This is a genomic window from Streptomyces sp. NPDC110618 (assembly GCF_055657065.1).
Map to the genome: position 1 here is coordinate 145050 of NZ_JBVKBN010000015.1, position 18220 is coordinate 163269.

An 18220-nucleotide genomic window follows, 5' to 3' on the forward strand; every position below is an offset into this window, starting at 1 on the left:
GGGCAGCCGAGGTGGTTCAGCACAGTCGGTTCAGCACAGTCGGTTCAGTCGAGTCGGGTCAGCCGAGTCGGATCAGCTTGTCGGTGAAACCGGGCTCGACGAGATCGGTCTGCAGCGCCACCGGCACCTTGACCGCGCCCGCCGTGCCGCCGTCGCCGACGGTGAGCGTGCCGACCTTGGTACCGGCCTTCGCCTCGTGCGGCACCTCGTCCGCGGCGAAGTCCAGCTCGACCTTCAGCCCCGACCAGCCGGCCGCCTTCACGTCCTTGGTCGCCACGACCGGGGTCCGGCCACCGAGACCGTCGTCCACATACCCGACGACATCCCCCTTCTTCAGCACCGTCACCGACTCCAGCGCGCCCTGCGCGGCACGGATCAGCTGGTCACCGGAGTCGAGCGCGGCGGCGAGGATGCCCTGGCCGGTGTCCGGCTGGCGCACCACGGCACCGATGATCGTCCGCGTCTCCCCGCCGACCTCCTGCTTCGCGGCGAACACCAGGTTGCCGAGGGCGGAGGTGGTGGTCCCGGTCTTGATGCCGACGACGTTGTTCTTGCCGACGAGCTGGTTCCAGTTGCCGTGGTTCTTCCCCTTGTAGTCGTCGTACGACATCATCGCGGCGACCTCGCGGAAGGCGGGCATCTCCATCGCGGCCTTGGCGAGCTTGACCTGGTCCACGGCGGTGGAGACGGTCGAGTCGTTGAGCCCCGAGGGGTCGGTGTACGTCGTGTCGCTCATACCGAGGTCCTTGGCGGCGGCGTTCATCTTCTTCACGAACGCCTCCTCCGAACCGGCGTCCCACCGGGCCAGGAGCCGCGCGACATTGTTCGCGGACGCGATCAGAATGCTCTGCAGCGCCTCGCGCTCGGTGATCGAGTCACCGGCGAAGACATCGACGGTGGACTCCTGACCGGCGTCGGACTGGTCCTCGGCGGCCTGGTCGATCTCGATCTTGGGTCCGGCCTCGCCGCTCTTCAGCGGGTGGTCGCGCAGGATGACGTACGCGGTCATGACCTTGGCGACACTGGCGATCGGCACGGGCTTCTGCTCACCGGAGGACCCGAACGACCCGATCCCCTGCACATCGAGCGCGGCCTGCCCGGCGCTGGGCCACGGGATGTCGACCTTGTCGCCCTCGAAGGTGAAGCTCTCCTGCGCGGTGAGGTCGAGGGTGGGCTCCGGCAGCGGCCGCATCGACTGCACGACCGCGAACACGATGGCCAGCAGCAGCACCAGCGGCGTCCAGATCTTCACCCGGCGCACCAGCGTCCGCACCGGGGTCTCCGGCGGGGGCGGGGTGTTCGTCAGCTCGGCCAGCAGGTCGAGCGGCGGCTTGGGCGGCAGCGGCTGCTGGGCGGTGCGCTCGGGGCCGACCTGGGGGACGGCGGTGGTGACCTCAGGGGCGGGGGCGGGGGCGGGGGCGGGCGCGGGCCGGGCGGCGGGCGCGGTGCCCGGACCGGTGCCGGGACCGGTGGTCGGTCGGGCGGCGGGCCTGGCCTCCGGCGCGGCTTCCGACCTGATGTCCGACTTCAGGGGGACGAAGCGGAGGGCGGTGGTGGGCTGGTCCACGGCTCCCTTGGCGGCGGGGGAGTCCTGGGCGTCGGCGGCCTGGTCGTCGGTCGCGGGCTTTGCGTCCGCGACCTTGGCGGGGGGTTCCGGCTTCTGGGAGGTGGTGTCCGCCTTGGGCGTCCGGTCGCCTTCGGGCGCGGCGTCGGCCTTGGGCGCGGCGTCCGCCTTGGGCACCGCGTCCGCCTTGGGCGCGGCGCCGCTGCCGGGCTTGACGCCCATCACGAGGGTTGCGCCGCTCACGGGCGCCTTGGTGCCCCCGGAAGACGCGGCGTCGGCCACGGGGGCCGCGTCGGCGTCCTCGTCCTCGCTCGCGTCCTCGGGCTCGGCGTCGGCCTTGGGGCCCTCGTCCTCGGGCTCGTCCTCGGGCCCGACCTCGGCGTCAGCCCCGGGCTCCGGCTCAGCCTCGGGCTCCGCGTCCGCCACGGCCGTAGCGGCGTCGTCCCCGTCCGCCCCGGCGTCCTCCTCCGCGGAGGAGGCGGAGCCGTCGGTGCCTTCACGGTCCGTCGAGGCCCCGCTGCCGCCCATAGCCTCGCTGTCGGCCTCACCACCGGCACCACCGGCCCCGGAGTCACCCGTGGCCACCCAGGCCGCCACAGCGGCGCGCAGGCGGTCGTCGCCGTTGGACTCGGCCCGGGGCGCGGCCTCGGCCTCTGCCTTGGCTTCCGCCTTGGCCTCGGTTCGGGCATCGGTTCGGGCTTCGGCGGACTCGGCCTCGGCCTGGTTCGACCCGCCCTCGGCCTGGTTCGACCCGCCCTCGGCCTTCGGCTCGTCCTCGGTCGATTCGGCCTGGGCCGTATCCGTATCCGTGTCCGAGTCCGTGTCCGTATCCGTATCCGACTCCGCGGCGCGGGCCGCCGCCAGGTCGCGGGGTGACAGGACGCGGGTTGCCGTGTCCACGCCGGCGCGGGTGATCGCGAGGCGGGGATCGGCGGATTGGTTGCGCGCTTCCGGAACCGAACCCGCGCTCCCCGACGTCGGTTCTGCCGACGACTCGCGCTGCTTCGAACTGTCGGGGGACTCGCCCGCCACCGATGCCTCCTAAACCGTGAACCGCCGTGATGTAGCCGTGGTTGTATGAGCCGCAGCCGCCCGGAACACCGCTTCGCGGCGCTGTCCGAACCATGTACCAGTGTCCTGTGTGCGGGCTAAACCGAACCCGTAGACGAGAACGACATACCTACTGGTTCCACTACAAACAGGTCACGCACCCTCGACAGACCAATGTGAGAGGGGTCACCCTGTCATTCATCCACGCGGGGAGGCATGGATGGGCAGGAGCCGCAGAACACTTCCGGAGGAGCTTCTGCTGCTGGCACTGGACCCGGCCACGGGTACCACTGCACAGCCGCAGTCGCTCGACCTCGGTCTGGCCGGAGCACAGCTAGTGGAGCTGGCGCTGGCCGGACGGATAGCCCCAGACGGGGATCGTATCGCCGTGGTCGTGCCACGGCCGACTGGAGATCCGACTTTGGACTGTGCGTTGGAGCTGCTGCGCAGGCGTGGCGCTCCCGTGCGTGCCGTCCATTGGATCGGCGGGCCGCGCCTGGGCCTGCGTCAGACGTACCTCTCGCATCTGGAGCGGTGCGGCATGGTCGCCGCCGTGCCGGGACAGATGTGCGGGGTGCTGCCGACGACGCGCTACCAGGCAACGGACACCGCCATCAGCCGGGAGATCAGGGCCCGGCTGGACAACGCGATCCGGACCGGCGTACCGCCGGACCCACGGACCGCAGCGCTCGCCGCACTGGCCCACGCGGTCGGTCTCGGCAAGCACCTGTACCCGGGGAACGAGGGACGCTCGTCCCGCTCCCGGCTACGGGACCTGATCAGGCACGACCCCATGGGCGGTCTCGTCGCGCACGCGGTGATGGACGTCCAGAACGGCGTCGCGGCCCAGCCGCGCCGCAGCCCCGCACCGGCAGGCCGCCAGCCGGCCCCCGGTGGCAGGGCGGCAGCGGAACCCTCTCGCGGTGTTCCGATGCAGCCCCGCCGAGGCCCGATGGCACGCGTCGTGGCGCACTGAGCCGCAGTTCCACGACGTAGCGCCGTCCACGGCCGCACCGAGCGTGCACCGTCCCCCAGACCCGGTACGGGAGCCGCTGGTCCGCGCGGGGCGACGGGACCGTAGTGTCCGGACGACGACACGGTCCCGCCGCCCCGCGCGGCCGCATGTTCGGGAAACCTCACGCCACGGCCCGAACTGGCGTGTATGCAGCGCATATCCATCGTTTTCCAGCGGTAGAAAGCACCTTGGTGGCAGTCTGCTCAACAGCAGATACGCAAAGTCGCAAGCAGCAGTTCATGCAGCCGGAGGTGCACGTCCCGTGGCGTCCAATGTCAATCCCACTGTCAGGCGCCGCCGACTGGGTCAGGAGTTGCGCCGGCTCCGCGAGCTCAAGGGCATGACCGCCGAGGAAGTGGCCGAGCGGCTTCTGGTCTCCCAGTCGAAGATCAGCCGTCTGGAGAACGGCCGCCGCAGCATCAGCCAGCGCGACGTCCGCGATCTGTGCGGGGTGTACGAGGTCGAGGACGTCCGGATCGTCGACTCGCTGATGCAGATGGCCAAGGACTCCCGCCAGCAGGGCTGGTGGCACTCCTTCGGCGACATCCCGTACAGCGTCTACATCGGCCTGGAGACGGACGCGGCGAGCCTGCGTGTGTACGACCCCCAGGTCGTGCCCGGTCTGCTCCAGACCAAGAGCTACGCCGAGGCCCTGATCACGGGCGCGCTCCCGGAGGTCACCCCGGGCGACATCGACAAGCGCGTACAGGTGCGGCTGCGTCGACAGGAACGTATCTCTGCCCCGGAGAACCCGCTGCGCCTGTGGGCCGTCCTGGACGAGGCGGCGCTGCGCCGCGAGGTCGGCAGCCGGCACGTGATGATCGAGCAGCTGGAGCACCTCATCGAGATGTCCCGGCTGCCGCACGTCACCGTGCAGCTGATCCCGTTCGCGATGGGCGCGCATCCGGGGGTGAGCGGTCAGTACGCGATCCTGGAGTTCCCGGACGCCGCCGACTCCAGCGTCGTCTACATCGAGGGCGTCACCAGCGACCTGTACCTGGAGAAGGCGCAGGATGTGCAGAAGTACAGCGTGATGTACGAGCACTTGAGGGCTCAGGCGCTCAACGCGGACCAGAGCCGGGAATTCATCACCAAGGTGGCCAAGGATTACGCCCGCTGATCTGACGGCGCCGAAAGATACACCAGCGCCCCGCTTTTGCGGAAGTCTCAGCCGGAATATGCCATCCAGTCGAGTGAATAGTCGCTCCGCGCATCAAAGTTGGCGAGTAGCGTCGATCACGCCATCGAGGAACACCGATTGGCGCAAACGTGTCGTGCGGACAGCGTGTCCCGCACGGCATGCGACAGCAACTCAGCAACTGGCTACCGGAGCGAAAATGGCAATCAAGCAGGGTGTCACGGACACGTGGGTCAAGTCCTCGTACTCGCAGGGCAATGGCGCATGCGTCGAGATCAAGTCCCCTGTCGTGTCGGCAATGGCCGTCCGGGACTCGAAGGTCACCGACGGCCCCGTCCTGGCGTTCCCCGCGAGCGCGTGGAACACGTTCGTGGCCTCGGTCAAGTCGTAGAGGGGGCCGCTCCTCCGAGCCGCTCCCCATGACAATTGACAACTCCACAAGCACACTCAAGAGCCCTCTCGACCAGCCCGCCGTCCTTGCCGAGGGGGCTCGGCTTGTGGGTGGGGGTCGGGGGTGGCTGGGGGCGGGGGCTGAGTGCTGGTGGGGCGTGGTGGCCGTAACTTGCCAATTGCCCCGTTGACCGACCCACTCACGTGACTGCTCGGCCATGGACCACCGAGGGACCTGCGCCATCAGCGGTCGGCCGATCGCCCCACTGATCGACCGCCCGGACGAGTGGCGGATACGGGTCACGGTCCTCCCGGTACCGGATACCCGATGACCGGCCCGCCCGGAGAGCCACTGCCCGGCGGAGGCCGAAGCACTCCGCCGGGCGGCAGCTCATCGATCCGGATGACCGGATACGAGGCCCAGGGCCCTCAGCGACGCACGAGCCGGAGCCGGACCCACCCCTCAGAGATCAGACCACCGGAAAGGCGACGTCGCACACGTCGTTTTCCGGACCCGCCGCATCCCAGTCGGCGAAGTAGATCTCCCGGCAGGGCCCGGCCATCCGCAGCCCCTGCCCGGGGATCCACTCCTCCACCGCCTCGAAGGCGGCGAGGATCTGCGGATGGGCGACCTGCGCCTTGGTGATCCGGGTGTAGGCGACCCGCTGGGCGGGCTCCACCCGCACCTTCACCGCGTAGGCACGCCCCTGCTTCTCCACCCAGGCCCGGGCGGCGGCCTCGTCGGCCACCGGCACGCACGCCTCGGCGGGCCCGTCGCTCTCCATGGACACGTCGGAGTGATAGACGACGAACGGCGCGCCGGCGACGCCGCCGCACTCCCGCGCCCCGTACTCCAGCCGCCCCAGCGAAGAGCCGATCCAGGCAGGCAGCTCACCGGCCAGCACATGCCGCGTCTCGGTGATCACCACCTGCTCCGGCACGTCCGCCGTCTCGACCTCGAACTTCCCGTACATGTCGGAACTCCTCCCGGACAGACGTCCACGGAGGTACTCGGCGAGTGTCCGCTGCCCGGCGATCCGCGTCTCCACGTCCGCCCAGTACGCGTCGAGCAGCCCGGCCGCCGCCGCCCCGTCCGGGGCCTCGACGACCTCGGCGACGCGGGCGAGCGGCATGTCCAGCTGCCGCAGCAGTGCCACGAGCCGGGCCCGCTCGATCTGGGCGGGACGGTAGTAGCGGTAACCGCTGACCTCATCGACATGCGCCGGGGACAGCAGCCCCAGCCGGTCGTACAGCCGCAGCGCCTTGGCCGACAGCCGGGCCCGTGCGGCGAACGCGCCGATGGTGAGCAGTTCGTCCTCGTCCACGGCCTCATCCTCCGTCACCGGGCGGTCCGTCCGCCCGGTGAGACGGAGGTTCGGCTCTGCCCCAAGGGCAAGGTCAACCGGCGAGCTGCGCCTCGATCGCGGCGACCAGCTCGGGCGCCTCGGGCTCGGTCTGCGGCGAGAACCGCCCGACGACCTGCCCGTCCCGCCCGATCAGGAACTTCTCGAAGTTCCACCGGATGTCCCCGCTGTACCCGTCCCCGTCGGCGACGTCGACGAGCCGCGCGTACAGGGGATGCCGCCCCTCCCCATTGACCTCGACCTTCTCGGTCAGGGGAAAGGTCACGCCGTACGTGGCCGAACAGAACTCGGCGATCTCCTCGGCGCTCCCCGGCTCCTGCCCGAGGAACTGGTTACAGGGCACCCCGAGCACGGTGAACCCCTGCGAGGAGTACTGCTCGTGCAACTTCTCCAGCCCCGAGTACTGAGGCGTAAGCCCGCACTTGGAGGCCACGTTCACCACAAGAACAACCCGCCCGGCCAACTCCCCGAGCCGAGCGTCCCCACCGGAGAGCGCCCCGATCTCCACGTCCAGCACCGACCCACCATTCCCATCCATAGCCATACCGCGATGCTAGCCCCGCCCCCCTCACCCAGCCGCCCGCGCCCCAATCCCCAGAACCACGGACAGCCACGCCACTCAGCATGCAGAGCTGCGGGCAGCCGGTACCGCCGACCCGCATAGCTGCGGGCAGTCGTGCCGCGGGCGAGGCCCACCCGAGCCGACGGCGCGTTCAACCTGCGGAGCTGCGGGCAGTCGTGCCGCTGGGGCGGCACGGGTGGGCGCAGCGGCACCCCGCCAGCGCCGGGCCGCGCGTCCTACCCCACGTCCACCCCCACCCCGGGCCCAGCAGCACCCCGGGCCCCGGCACCGCCACCCCCGGCACCGCCACCCCCGGCACCACCCCCCGCTCCCGCCACCAACACATCCCCCACCCCCGTCCGCACATACAGCACCGACCTCCCCACCCTCCACCGCTCCACCAACCCCGCATCCAGCAACACCCGCACATGCCGCCCCACAGACCCCAGCCCCTGCCCAGTAACCGCACACAATTGCGTCGTACTCATAGGCCGAGCAAGCAGCACCAGCACCCCCGCCCGAGCCCGCCCCAACAACGCCCCCAACCCAGAAGGCACCCGCTCACCCCCCTCAAAGGAAGCCAGCACCCCCGCACACGGATACACCACCGCATACCGGTCCCGCCCCTCCCACGACACCCACCCCACCGCAGGAGTCACCGGCACGAACACCAGCTCCGCCCCGGAGATCTCCCGAGGCGGATACTCATGCCGATTGACCTGGAACCGACTCTCCCCGAGCCACCGCGTCCCTGGCCGCAAGGAATCGAGCACCGCCGCCCACCCACTCCGGGAAACCTGCACGGTCCGCGCGACCACATCGGCCTCCAGCACCCGCCGACGCCGCTCCCAGTCCGGCCGTACGGCCGACTCCCACACCCACCGGAGCAACTCCGCCGCCCGCGACGGCAGATCGTCCCGCTCCAGCACCGCGGGGACCGGCCCCGCCACCGAAACCGACAGATGCGCGAGGGCCTCCTCCGCCGTTGCCGCCCGCACCCGGGCGACCCCGTCCTCGAAGGACTCCCCGTCACGTGGCGTGGGCGTGAGAAAGTCGGCGATCCAGTCCCGCCCCAACCCGGCCCGCACCAAGGCGGCGGTCACCGGATCGGCAGCCAACAGCGCCCGGTACGACGGCAGATGAGCCCGCAGCCACTCCTGTTCCCCGGGATGCGCCCCCACCCCCGCATGCAGCAGCTTCAAACAGGCGAACGTCTCCGCCAGCGGCGACAACACGAACCGACTCCGCGCCAACGTATCCGCGTTGACCTGCCACCACCCCACAGCCACCCCCACCTTTCGCACCTGCGCGAAACATTAACGACCCCCGCGACCACCCCCGGAAACTCCCGGACATGCCATCCACCAACAACCAGCCCACCAACAGCCAACCCACTCAGAGCCAGCCGACACCCCACCCCCACCCCACCTACCAATCCCTCTTCCGCACCCCCGAATTCACCCCCCTCTTCCTCACCTCCGCCGCCCACACCGCCGCCCAGACCATCGGCGGCCTGGCCCTGGCCACCCACGTCTACCGGGCCACCGACTCCCCCCTCCTCTCGGCGATCAGCATGTTCGGCCCCTCCCTGGCCCAGATGCTCGGCGCGACCCTGTTCCTCTCCGGCGCCGACCGCCTCCCCCCGAGAGCGACCCTGACCTACGTCTCCCTGGCCTTCGCCACGGCCACCGCCGTCCTCGCCACCCCCGGCCTGCCGATCTGGTCGGTCTTCGTCGTCCTCCTCGCCCAGGGCCTGATCGCCTCGCCCGCCGGAGGAGTCCGCTGGGGCCTGCTGAACGAGATCCTCGCCAAGGACGGCTACCTGCTGGGCCGCTCGGTCTTCAACATGATGAGCGGCATCACCCAGATCACCGGCTACGCCCTCGGCGGCGCCCTCCTCGCCCTCCTCACCCCCCGGACCTGCCTCCTCCTCGCCGCGTTCCTGTACGCCCTCGCCGCCACCGGAGTCCGCCTCGGCCTCACCCCCCGCCCCCCACGCGCCACCGGCCGCCCGTCGATCACCGCGACCTGGCGCACCAACGCCGTCCTCTGGTCCTCCCGCCCCCGCCGCACGGTCTACCTCGCCCTGTGGATCCCCAACGGCCTGGTGGTCGGCTGCGAATCGCTCTACGTCTCCTACGCCCCCGACCACGCCGGCGCCCTGTTCGCCTGCGCCGCCCTCGGCATGCTGATCGGCGACGTGACCGTGGGCCGCCTGGTCCCACCCCACCTGCGCCCCCGGCTCGGCGTGCCGCTGCTGATCCTGCTGGCCGCGCCGTACACGTTCTTCGCGCTGCACCCCTCCGTTCCGCTCGCCGCGCTCGCCGCGACCCTGGCCTCGGTCGGTTTCGGCGCGAGCCTGATCCAGCAGGAGCGCCTGCTGCGGCTCACCCCTGATGACCTGAGCGGCCACGCCCTTGGCCTGCACTCGGCGGGGATGCTGACGCTCCAGGGCGTGAGCGCGACGCTGGCCGGAGCGGTGGCCCAACTGACGTCCCCCGCGACGGCGATGACCGTCGTAGCGGCGGCGTCGCTGACCGTCACGCTCACCCTGGCGAAGGGCCTGCGCGCACCCCTGGAACTGTCGAAGACAGTCGAAGAACGTCCAGCGCCTTGACGTGTTCCTGTCGCCCCGGCTACATGTGTGGGAGCGCTCCCACTTCACCTCCCGCTTCACCTCCCCCCGCCCCGCCCTTCTCCCGCTTCCGGTGCCTCACTTCCTCAGGAGTCGCAGTGAGAACACACAAGAGCTCCCCACCGGCAAGACTGCTCACCGCTCTGGCCACCCTCTTAGGCCTGCTGATCCTTGCCGCGCCCCCGTCCGAGGCCGCGGAGTCCGCCGCCGCGAAGTCCGCTGCCGCAGAGCCCGCCGCCGTCGGTCTGCACATCAGCGACGGCCGCCTCCTCGAATCCAACGGCAACGACTTCGTGATGCGCGGCGTGAACCACGCCCACACCTGGTACCCCGGCGAGACCCAGTCCCTCGCCGACATCAAGGCTCTCGGCGCGAACAGCGTCCGTGTCGTGCTGTCCAACGGCCACCGCTGGACCCGCAACACCCCCGACGACGTCGCCGCCGTCATCGCGGGCTGCAAGGCCAACCGCCTGATCTGCGTCCTGGAGGTGCACGACACCACCGGCTACGGCGAGGAGTCGGCGGCCGCCACGCTCGACTCGGCGGCGGACTACTGGATCGGCCTGAAGGACGTCCTGGCCGGCCAGGAGGACTACGTCATCGTCAACATCGGCAACGAGCCCTGGGGCAACACCGACCCCGAGGGCTGGACAGCCCCGACGATCGCCGCGATCCAGAAGCTGAGGGCCGCGGGCTTCCAGCACACGATCATGGTGGACGCCCCCAACTGGGGCCAGGACTGGCAGAACGTCATGCGCGCCAACGCCCAAGCGGTCTACGCGGCGGACACCACCGGCAACCTGATCTTCTCCATCCACATGTACAGCGTCTACGACACGGCGGCGGAGATCACCGACTACCTGAACGCCTTCGTGTCGGCCGAACTCCCCATCCTCATAGGCGAGTTCGGCGGCCCGGCGGACCAGTGGGGCGACCCGGACGAGGACACGATGATGGCCGCGGCCCAGAACCTGGACCTCGGATACCTCGCCTGGTCCTGGAGCGGCAACACCGACCCCATCCTGGACCTCGCCATCGACTTCGACCCCACCCGGCTCAGCTCCTGGGGCCAGCGCATCTTCCACGGCGCCAACGGCATCGCCCAGACGTCGAAAGAGGCCACGATCTTCGGCGGCTCCGCCCCCGACACCCAGGCCCCGACGGCACCCGGAACCCCGACGGTCTCCGCGAAGACGGCCACCTCGGTGACGCTGACCTGGCCCGCGGCGACCGACAACGTGGGCGTGACGGCGTACGACGTGGTCCGTGTGACCGGCGGCTCGGAGACGGCGGCGGCCTCCTCCACCACCCGCACGGCGACGGTCACCGGCCTCACCGCGAACACGTCGTACACCTTCGCGGTCTACGCCCGTGACGCGGCCGGCAACCGTTCCCCCCGCTCCGCCACGGTGACGGTCACCACGGACGACGCCCCCGCGGGCACGTGCGCGGTCGCCTACCGCGTCACCAACGAATGGCCGGGCGGCTTCCAGGCCGACCTCACCATCCGCAACACCGGCACGACCCCCGTGAACGGCTGGACCCTCTCCTTCGCCTTCCCCGACGGCCAGACGGTCACCAACATGTGGGGCGGCACCCCGACCCGGACCGGCGCCACGGTCTCGGTGGCCTCGGCCCCGTGGACGAGCACGATCCCGGCGGCGGGCTCGGTATCGGTGGGCTTCACGGGCACGAAGAACGCGACGAACGGTTCCCCGTCGACCTTCACCCTGAACGGCACGACCTGCACCACGGCCTGACCCTGGCCACCCGGGCCGGAGACGAGGGGCCACCTCGCCTCCGGCCCGTTCCCGGTTCCCACGCCCGGAAAGCCCTGGGGAGACAGGAAAGCCCTCGGGATAGCCTATGACGACCGTCATAGACGGTGTACGTGCACGTGCAGCTCACGAGCACCGGAACACGAGATCACCCGAGGGAGCCCACCCCATGACACCGCCGAGAGAGAGGAAGGACCCCGCGCCCTCGCGGGACCGCATCGTGGCAGGCGCCGCCGACATGATCAGCCGGCGCGGCCTGAGCGCCACGAGCATCCGTGAGATGGCCAAGCACGCCAAGGCGCCGCTGGGCTCGACGTACCACTACTTCCCCGAGGGCAAGCAGCAGTTGGCCACCGAGGCCGTCCGCTACACGGGCGAGTGGGTGTCCCGCCGTCTGCGCAAGGAACTGGAGGCGGGCCCGGTGGAGGGACTGCGCGCGTTCCTCTCCCTCTGGCGCGGGATCGTCGTGGAGAGCGACTTCCACGCGGGCTGCCCGGTCCTGGCGGTGGCGATCGAGGAACCCCAGACCGACGAAATCCCGCCACCCCTGGAAGCGGCGGCGCAGGTCTTCACCGAGTGGGAGGACCTCCTGGCGACATCCCTCCGGACCCACGGCGCACCCCCGGCCCAGGCGGCACAACTGGCGACGCTGGTCGTGGCGGCGGTGGAGGGAACAGTGGCCCTGTGCAGGGCACGCCGCACCATCCAGCCCTTGGACGACACGGCGAATCAGCTGGAGTCACTGATCGCGAGCGCCGTACGCAACCCCTGACGGCGGCCACCCCCGGGAGGCGCGAAGGGAAGTGAACAAAACGCCCGCGCGCGCCGTATCAATACCAGATCGAGCCGCATATCCTGCTGACCCAACGAACCGGCCACGGCGGCGGAGTCCGCCCCAGCCGGTGCCGATCAGGACGAACGACTCGATCTGCCTGAGGTTTGTGCATACGGCCGCGCAGCTGCGGCCTTGGGGGGATGTGAGGCAACCATGGCGACGGCGAGCAATGCCGTGCGAGGCACGAGCAGCATGGCTCCGGTGGACGCCGCCCGCTGGGTGATGTGGGCGTTCGTACTGGTCAACGGGGCCATCGTGGAGGCGCTGTTCTTCACGGCGGGTGAGGGCAAGAACAACGTCCTGACGGTGGCGAAGTTCTTCGGCCTGCACGCGGCGCTACTGCTGCTGTTCCAACTGCTCCTGGTGGCCCGGATCCCCTGGCTGGACCGCCGTATCGGCATGGACCGCCTGACGGCCTGGCACCGCTGGGTCGGCTTCACCCTCCTGTGGACGGTCCTCACCCACGCCACCCTCGTGGTCCTGGGCTTCGCGATCCTGGACGACACCTCGATGGCGAAGACGTTCAAGGCGCTGAGCGGAGTCCCGGCATCCCTGGTCGGCATGCTGGCAGCGGCGACGCTGACCCTGATCGCCGTGGTCTCAACCCGCCCCCTGCGCCGCCGTCTGCGCTACGAGGTCTGGCACGCCCTGCACCTCCTCATCTACGTGGCCCTGGGCCTGGCCTTCTACCACCAGCTGGAAGAGACGACGACCTTCACCTCCTCGTCCTTCGCGGAGGCGTACTGGTGGATCCTCTGGCTGTTCTCCTTCGGTGCGCTGCTGACGGGGAGGCTGCTGATTCCGCTGTGGCGCAACGCGTACCACCAGTTCCGGGTAGTGGCGGTCGTACCCGAGTCCCTGAACGCGGTCTCGGTCTATGTAACGGGCCGCCACCTGGACAAGTTCCCGGCCCGCGCGGGCCAGTTCTGCATCTGGCGCTTCCCCGGCCACAACAACTGGTGGACGGCCAACCCCTTCTCCCTCTCCGCTGCCCCGGGCGGCCAAGGCCTGCGCCTCACCGCGAAGGCAGTCGGCACAACCAGCGCGGGCCTGCGCAACCTCGCCCCGGGCTCCCGAGCCTTCGTCGAGGGCCCGTACGGCGCCTTCACCTCCCTGCACCGCACCCGCCCCGGAGCCCTCCTGGTAGCGGGCGGAGTGGGAGTGACGCCCATCCGCTCCCTCCTGGAGGAACAGCCCCCGGGCGCCGACACGGTGATCCTCTACCGGGTCCGCAGCGAGGCGGACGCGGTCCTCCTGAACGAACTCCGCCACCTGGCCACCCAACAGGGAGCCCGCCTCCACCTCCTCACAGGCCGCACCTCGGACCACGCGACCCCGCCCCTGTCCCCGGAGGCCCTGCACCACTACGTCCCCGACATCACCACCCGGGACATCTACGTCTGCGGCCCCGACCCCATGACCAAGACGGTCCTCACATCCCTCCGCGCCCTGGGCGTCCCCCAGAACCAACTCCACGCGGAACGCTTCGGGATGGGCTGAGAACTACCTCCTTCGCCTTCTGTCCAGCCGGGCCTGGCAGCCCCAACGAGCCAGCGCGCCCGCCGCGAGGGCCACCACAACGGCACCCAGGTCGATGACGCGCGGCAGCCCCGGACAGAGGCGAAGAAGGCGAGAGCCGCGACAACACCGGCCAGGAAGCCAGCGACTCCCACCCGCCGCCGGACGTCCCCTGCGCGCCGCATCCTTGCCCCCCGTGCGTATTCGTGCTGAACACAGAGGACAACTGCGCCCGGCAGAACCCGGTTGCAGGACGTGGGGTGATCTCACCAGCACGAGCGATCAAGACCACGAACAGGCGCTCCGGGAGTCTGTGAAAGTACTTTCGTATGGCAAAAGTAGATGCCATGATGGAGGTACTTGATCAACCGGAAGGATGCGTCATGTCCGATGCCCGTGCCTGGACGGCCGAGGAAGCTGCCGCGGCACTTCGCGCGGCCGAGGAGGCCAGGCTGGCCGCCGTGCCGCAGACCCCGGCCTGGTTCGGCCCCGCCCGGGGTGTCCTGTTCGCCGTGGCGGCCGCGCTGTACTTCGGGTTCACCGGGACCGCCGCGTTGAGCGCCGCGCTGCTGGCCACGGTGCTCTTCCTCGCCGTGCACGTCGTGGCCGTCCGCAGCGGAGGCGTGGTCGCCTGGCCGGCGAGCCGACCGCTCAAGGTCCGGCTGCTGTCGGAGACCGTCCCGATCACGGCCTACGCGATCGGCTGGCTCGCCGCCCTCCCCGCAGGCCGCACAGCAGGCGCCGTGACCTCCGCCGTACTGGGCGGAGCCGCGCTATGGGCCGTGAGCGTATGGCGGAACGCCACCGCCGGCGACCGGAGAAGCGCATGAGCGGACACCCCCCACAGGGACTGGACGAGGCGATCCACCACCCCACCCGCCTCCAGTTCATGGCGTTCCTCTCGGGCTGCGCCGAGGCGGAGTTCGCGGCGGTGCGGGACTACTGCGCCCTCTCGGACGCCAGCGTCAGCCGCATCGCCCAGGCCCTGGAATCGGCGGGCTACGTCCGTATCCGCAAGGGCTACATCGGCAAGCGCCCCCGCACCTGGCTGTCCCTGACCACCCAGGGCCGCACAGCCCTGACCGCCCACATGGCCGCACTCCAGTCGCTGGCCGAGGCGGCTCAGCAGGCTGGCGCGCAGAGTTCCGAGTCGTCTGGTGACTGACGGGGTAGGGGACTGGACATTCCGAGGGCGGGACACCGTCGCCCGGGAGAGTCATGCTCGCTCAACTGAGGAGTCTTCTGTGAAACGTCGGCACCTCTTGGCCCTGTTGGCCACCGTGTCGGCCACCGCTGTCGTCGTCGGCTGCTCGCCGCAGAACGAGCAGCCCAGCGCTGCGGGTTCGGGCTCGACCGACGGACCTCGACAGGCCGTCGAAGCCTACGTCGACGCGCTCAACTCCCGGAACGTCAGCGCTCTGATCGCGGCCGGCGGGGTCGAGGACAAGGCATGGTCACGGCAGGAGGCCGCGACGATACTCGCCGAACGGGGCGGGCGGGGATGGAAGATCAAGGACCTGCGGATCGAGCAGGACATGGGACCGGACACCGGCTCGGCCCGCCTCCTGGCGGTGGACGCCAAGGGAACGCCCCTCAAGGACACCTTCACGGTGACACGGGAGGGCGGCGACACCTGGCACCTCGTGGTCTTCACCGGACAGCCCAACACTCCGGGAAAGCAGCCTGCTTCGACCCGCTTCCTTCACTGGTCTCGTTGAGCGGCGCGGCGTGACCGCGGGCACGATGCTGTTCGCCTTCGGTGCGTTGACGTGGTCGACTCGGGCCATATTGGAAGCACCGCAGGCCCGACTGCGGAGCAGCGCGTGATCAGACCTGGCCGAGGTCGATCTCCACCGGGAAGGGGGCCGCGACCTTGAGGACGCCGGTGAAGACGTCACCGTCCCGGTAGGTCTTCGTCGCCGGGTCGAGAACGTAGGTGTACACGAGAGGAACGCCTGTCGCGGCCTGCTCGATCCGCCAGTAGAAGCCGATGCCCGCCTTGGCGTACTGGTCGACCTTCACGATCCGGTCGGTGGTCTCCGACCCCGGCGACACCACCTCCGCGACCAGCAGCACGTGCTCGGGGCGGGTGGGGGTGATGTCGATCGTGTCCGCGCGGTACACGACCACGTCCGGGCGGCGATTGGTCAGCGGGACGTCCTGAAGACGGACATCGAAGTCGGTGTCGGCGTTCCACTCCGGGCCTGCGGCGGCGTCCAGGGAATTCGCCAGAATCCGGGCCAACCGGTTGTGCCGCTTGGACGCACTCGGACTCACGACGACCATCCCGTCCACGATCTCGATACCGGCGCACTGCTCCTCGGACCAGGAGTCGTACTCCTCCGCCGTGATCTGCTCATGCATCCATGCCGGGGCCACCATCTCGGCCGTCATGAAGCACCTCCCGGACACTGTGCGGCGGGCCTGATCCCGCTGGATTCAGCGTACTGTCTGCCGTTCTTCCGGCACGCTGATCCGCGCACGCCCCCTTCCCTCGGCCGCCATCCGACCAGCAAACCCACCACGCGTGGGAAATCGGCGCGGCGGCTTGTCGCCAGATGATCGGAGCACGGCCGGCGGCACCACCGGCCTGACGGCCGCGCCGGTGAGCCCTGCACCCCCGGCGACGAGACCGCCACCAACCCTTCGGCCGCGGAGCGGCACGGCTGCGGCGAAGCTGCTCTTGGAGGAAGCGTGTCAGGAAGCCGAGTCGTCGAGGTCGAGGCGGATCACGGCGAGCGCCTCGGCGATCTCGACGGTCATCTCGTCCTCCGGGCCGAACACCATGCACAGGTCCTGGTGGAGCGGTTCGAGGACCTGCCGCGCCTCGGCGGTCCGGCCCTGGGCGAGCAGCAGCATCCCGATGTTGTGCCGCAGCTCCACGGCCTCCTCGCTCACGTCGCTGTCGACGGTCCGCACGACGTTCAGCACCGACTGGAGCGCGGCCAGCGCGTCGGTGACCTGGCCGAGCTCGGCGCGGCAGCGGGCCGCCTGGGCGCGGCAGGCGCGTGCCTGCTCGCTGGTCGGCCCGGCGATACGGGCGTAGGCGTCGGCGAGGGAGTCGAACTCGGGCAGGGCGGCCCGGTAGTCGCCGCCCAGGAGGCGGATGGCCGCTCGCTGGCGGCGCAGCGCCAGGACCTGCTTGCTCTCGGAGCCGAGGGCGAGGGCGGCGGGTTCGATGACCTCGCCGAGCACCTCGGCGGCCTGCGCGAACCGTCCCTCCTCCAGCAGGGCGTCGGAGTGGGCGTACGCCTCCTTGATCTCCTCGCGCAGCCGGGCGGGGACAGGCACCGGTGGGGCCGCCGGGAGGACAGCCGTCGGCGCCGGGTCTGCGGGCGCCGGGGCCTGGGCGCGGGCGCGGGGCGCGAAGGGGCGACGGAACACGACCGTAGGGTCAGGTGTGCCTGCCGGTCCGGCGTCCGCCGTGCCGGGCGCCTGGCCGGGCGGCGGGAGGAAGGGCAGCAGTCGCGCGTACACCTCCTGTGTGTCGGCGGGCCGTGCCTCGGGCGCCTTGCGCAGCAGGTGCAGGACCAGTTCCTCCAGCGCCTCGGGGACGTCGGGGCGCAGTTGTCGCAGCGGGGTGGGAGCGGCGTTGACGTGGTGGTGCATCAGCACGTACTCGCTCTCCGCCTCGAACAGGAGCCGCCCGCTGAGGAGTTCGTGCAGCACACAGCCGAGCGCGTACAGGTCGGTCCGCGGGGTGATGCGACCGCCCAGGACCTGCTCCGGCGACATGTACTGGTGGGTGCCGATGGGACTGCCGGTAGCGGTCAGCCTGGTGACGTCGGTCCGCAGTATCGCCGCGATGCCGAAGTCGAGGACCTTCACCGTGCCGTCGCGGGCGACGAGGATGTTGCCCGGCTTGAGGTCCCGGTGGATCACCGGCACGTCGTGCGCGTACGACAGCACCGTCGCGACCTGCGCGGCGACGGCGGTCGCCCAGCTGACCGGCAGCGGCCGGCCGGGGGAGATGTAGGCGGACAGTGGCACGCCGTCGACGAGTTCCATCACCAGGAACAGCCGCTCGTACGACGCGTCGAGCACGGCGTCGTACACCTGCGGCACGCCGGGGTGCTGGATACGCGCGGTGATGCGGGCCTCACGCCGGAAGCGCTTGGCGAACTCCTCGGCCAGTTGCGGGGAGGTGACCGACGCCTGCCGGATGAGTTTCACGGCCACGGGTCTGTCGAGGACGGCGTCATACCCGCGCCACACCTCGCCCATGCCGCCGTGGCTCAGCTCCTCCAGGAGTTCGTAACGGTCGGAGATCGCCTCCTGCGGCACCTTGCCCCCGGTATGCGTGATGAACAGTCACAGTCAGGGGTCAAGTGTGACCGCTGCGTCAGGACGCCGTCCAGGGATTCCGGTACG

At 70.4% G+C, this 18220-nt stretch carries 16 protein-coding genes; 10 read left to right on the top strand and 6 right to left on the bottom strand.

All coding sequences use genetic code 11. From position 1 onward, the window contains the following. Window positions 1-58: 58 nt before the first annotated feature. Window positions 59-2464, bottom strand: a complete 2406-nt coding sequence (locus tag ACZ7L7_RS24920; protein WP_472077184.1) for a D-alanyl-D-alanine carboxypeptidase — start codon at window positions 2462-2464, stop codon at window positions 59-61. A 370-nt stretch (window positions 2465-2834) separates the two neighbouring features. Here ACZ7L7_RS24920 and ACZ7L7_RS24925 point away from each other — a divergent pair, with 370 nt between their 5' ends. The 3 genes from ACZ7L7_RS24925 to ACZ7L7_RS24935 all read left to right on the top strand — a co-directional run bounded on the left by ACZ7L7_RS24925 (window position 2835) and on the right by ACZ7L7_RS24935 (window position 5158). Next, a complete protein-coding gene (locus ACZ7L7_RS24925) occupies window positions 2835-3590 on the top strand; it encodes a GOLPH3/VPS74 family protein (RefSeq protein ID WP_285516134.1) in 756 nt (251 codons plus the stop codon). A gap of 301 nt (window positions 3591-3891) precedes the next feature. Further along, on the top strand, window positions 3892-4749 hold the full coding sequence (locus tag ACZ7L7_RS24930) for a helix-turn-helix domain-containing protein (RefSeq protein ID WP_093719551.1): 858 nt from the start codon (window positions 3892-3894) through the stop codon (window positions 4747-4749). Between the two features lie 217 nt (window positions 4750-4966). Next, the gene (locus ACZ7L7_RS24935) at window positions 4967-5158 is read left to right on the top strand and encodes a DUF397 domain-containing protein (RefSeq protein ID WP_093719550.1); all 192 of its coding nucleotides are present in this window, start codon (window positions 4967-4969) and stop codon (window positions 5156-5158) included. A gap of 469 nt (window positions 5159-5627) precedes the next feature. On the opposite strand, the gene ACZ7L7_RS24940 is transcribed toward ACZ7L7_RS24935, so the two are convergent. The 3 genes from ACZ7L7_RS24940 to ACZ7L7_RS24950 all read right to left on the bottom strand — a co-directional run bounded on the left by ACZ7L7_RS24940 (window position 5628) and on the right by ACZ7L7_RS24950 (window position 8366). Continuing rightward, the gene (locus ACZ7L7_RS24940) at window positions 5628-6500 is read right to left on the bottom strand and encodes a MerR family transcriptional regulator (RefSeq protein ID WP_472077187.1); all 873 of its coding nucleotides are present in this window, start codon (window positions 6498-6500) and stop codon (window positions 5628-5630) included. 55 nt (window positions 6501-6555) lie between these two features. Further along, window positions 6556-7065, bottom strand: a complete 510-nt coding sequence (locus ACZ7L7_RS24945) for a glutathione peroxidase (protein ID WP_472077189.1) — start codon at window positions 7063-7065, stop codon at window positions 6556-6558. Window positions 7066-7319: 254 nt separating this feature from the next. Next, window positions 7320-8366: an ArsR/SmtB family transcription factor gene (locus ACZ7L7_RS24950; RefSeq protein ID WP_453605099.1), complete on the bottom strand. Its 1047-nt coding sequence runs from the start codon at window positions 8364-8366 to the stop codon at window positions 7320-7322. A gap of 71 nt (window positions 8367-8437) precedes the next feature. Between ACZ7L7_RS24950 and ACZ7L7_RS24955 the strand changes: the two genes are divergently transcribed. The 7 genes from ACZ7L7_RS24955 to ACZ7L7_RS24985 all read left to right on the top strand — a co-directional run bounded on the left by ACZ7L7_RS24955 (window position 8438) and on the right by ACZ7L7_RS24985 (window position 15567). Further along, on the top strand, window positions 8438-9700 hold the full coding sequence (locus tag ACZ7L7_RS24955) for an MFS transporter (RefSeq protein ID WP_472077191.1): 1263 nt from the start codon (window positions 8438-8440) through the stop codon (window positions 9698-9700). Window positions 9701-9816: 116 nt separating this feature from the next. Next, window positions 9817-11478 (top strand): cellulase family glycosylhydrolase, encoded by a 1662-nt coding sequence (locus ACZ7L7_RS24960; RefSeq protein WP_472077193.1) that lies wholly within the window; start codon window positions 9817-9819, stop codon window positions 11476-11478. 187 nt (window positions 11479-11665) lie between these two features. Further along, window positions 11666-12268 (top strand): TetR/AcrR family transcriptional regulator, encoded by a 603-nt coding sequence (locus tag ACZ7L7_RS24965; protein WP_285516140.1) that lies wholly within the window; start codon window positions 11666-11668, stop codon window positions 12266-12268. Between the two features lie 255 nt (window positions 12269-12523). After that, on the top strand, window positions 12524-13831 hold the full coding sequence (locus ACZ7L7_RS24970; protein WP_285516141.1) for a ferredoxin reductase family protein: 1308 nt from the start codon (window positions 12524-12526) through the stop codon (window positions 13829-13831). Between the two features lie 401 nt (window positions 13832-14232). Next, window positions 14233-14679, top strand: a complete 447-nt coding sequence (locus tag ACZ7L7_RS24975) for a hypothetical protein (protein WP_472077195.1) — start codon at window positions 14233-14235, stop codon at window positions 14677-14679. Continuing rightward, the gene (locus ACZ7L7_RS24980) at window positions 14676-15014 is read left to right on the top strand and encodes a transcriptional regulator (RefSeq protein WP_472077197.1); all 339 of its coding nucleotides are present in this window, start codon (window positions 14676-14678) and stop codon (window positions 15012-15014) included. Before ACZ7L7_RS24975 ends, ACZ7L7_RS24980 begins: the two co-directional genes overlap by 4 nt. A gap of 79 nt (window positions 15015-15093) precedes the next feature. After that, a complete protein-coding gene (locus ACZ7L7_RS24985) occupies window positions 15094-15567 on the top strand; it encodes a Cif family virulence factor (protein ID WP_285516145.1) in 474 nt (157 codons plus the stop codon). 109 nt (window positions 15568-15676) lie between these two features. Here ACZ7L7_RS24985 and ACZ7L7_RS24990 read toward each other — a convergent pair whose 3' ends face one another. Further along, window positions 15677-16243, bottom strand: a complete 567-nt coding sequence (locus ACZ7L7_RS24990) for a Uma2 family endonuclease (RefSeq protein WP_093719545.1) — start codon at window positions 16241-16243, stop codon at window positions 15677-15679. A 303-nt stretch (window positions 16244-16546) separates the two neighbouring features. Continuing rightward, window positions 16547-18133, bottom strand: coding sequence for a serine/threonine-protein kinase (locus ACZ7L7_RS24995; RefSeq protein WP_472077198.1), 1587 nt, complete (start codon window positions 18131-18133; stop codon window positions 16547-16549). Window positions 18134-18220 lie beyond the last annotated feature (87 nt).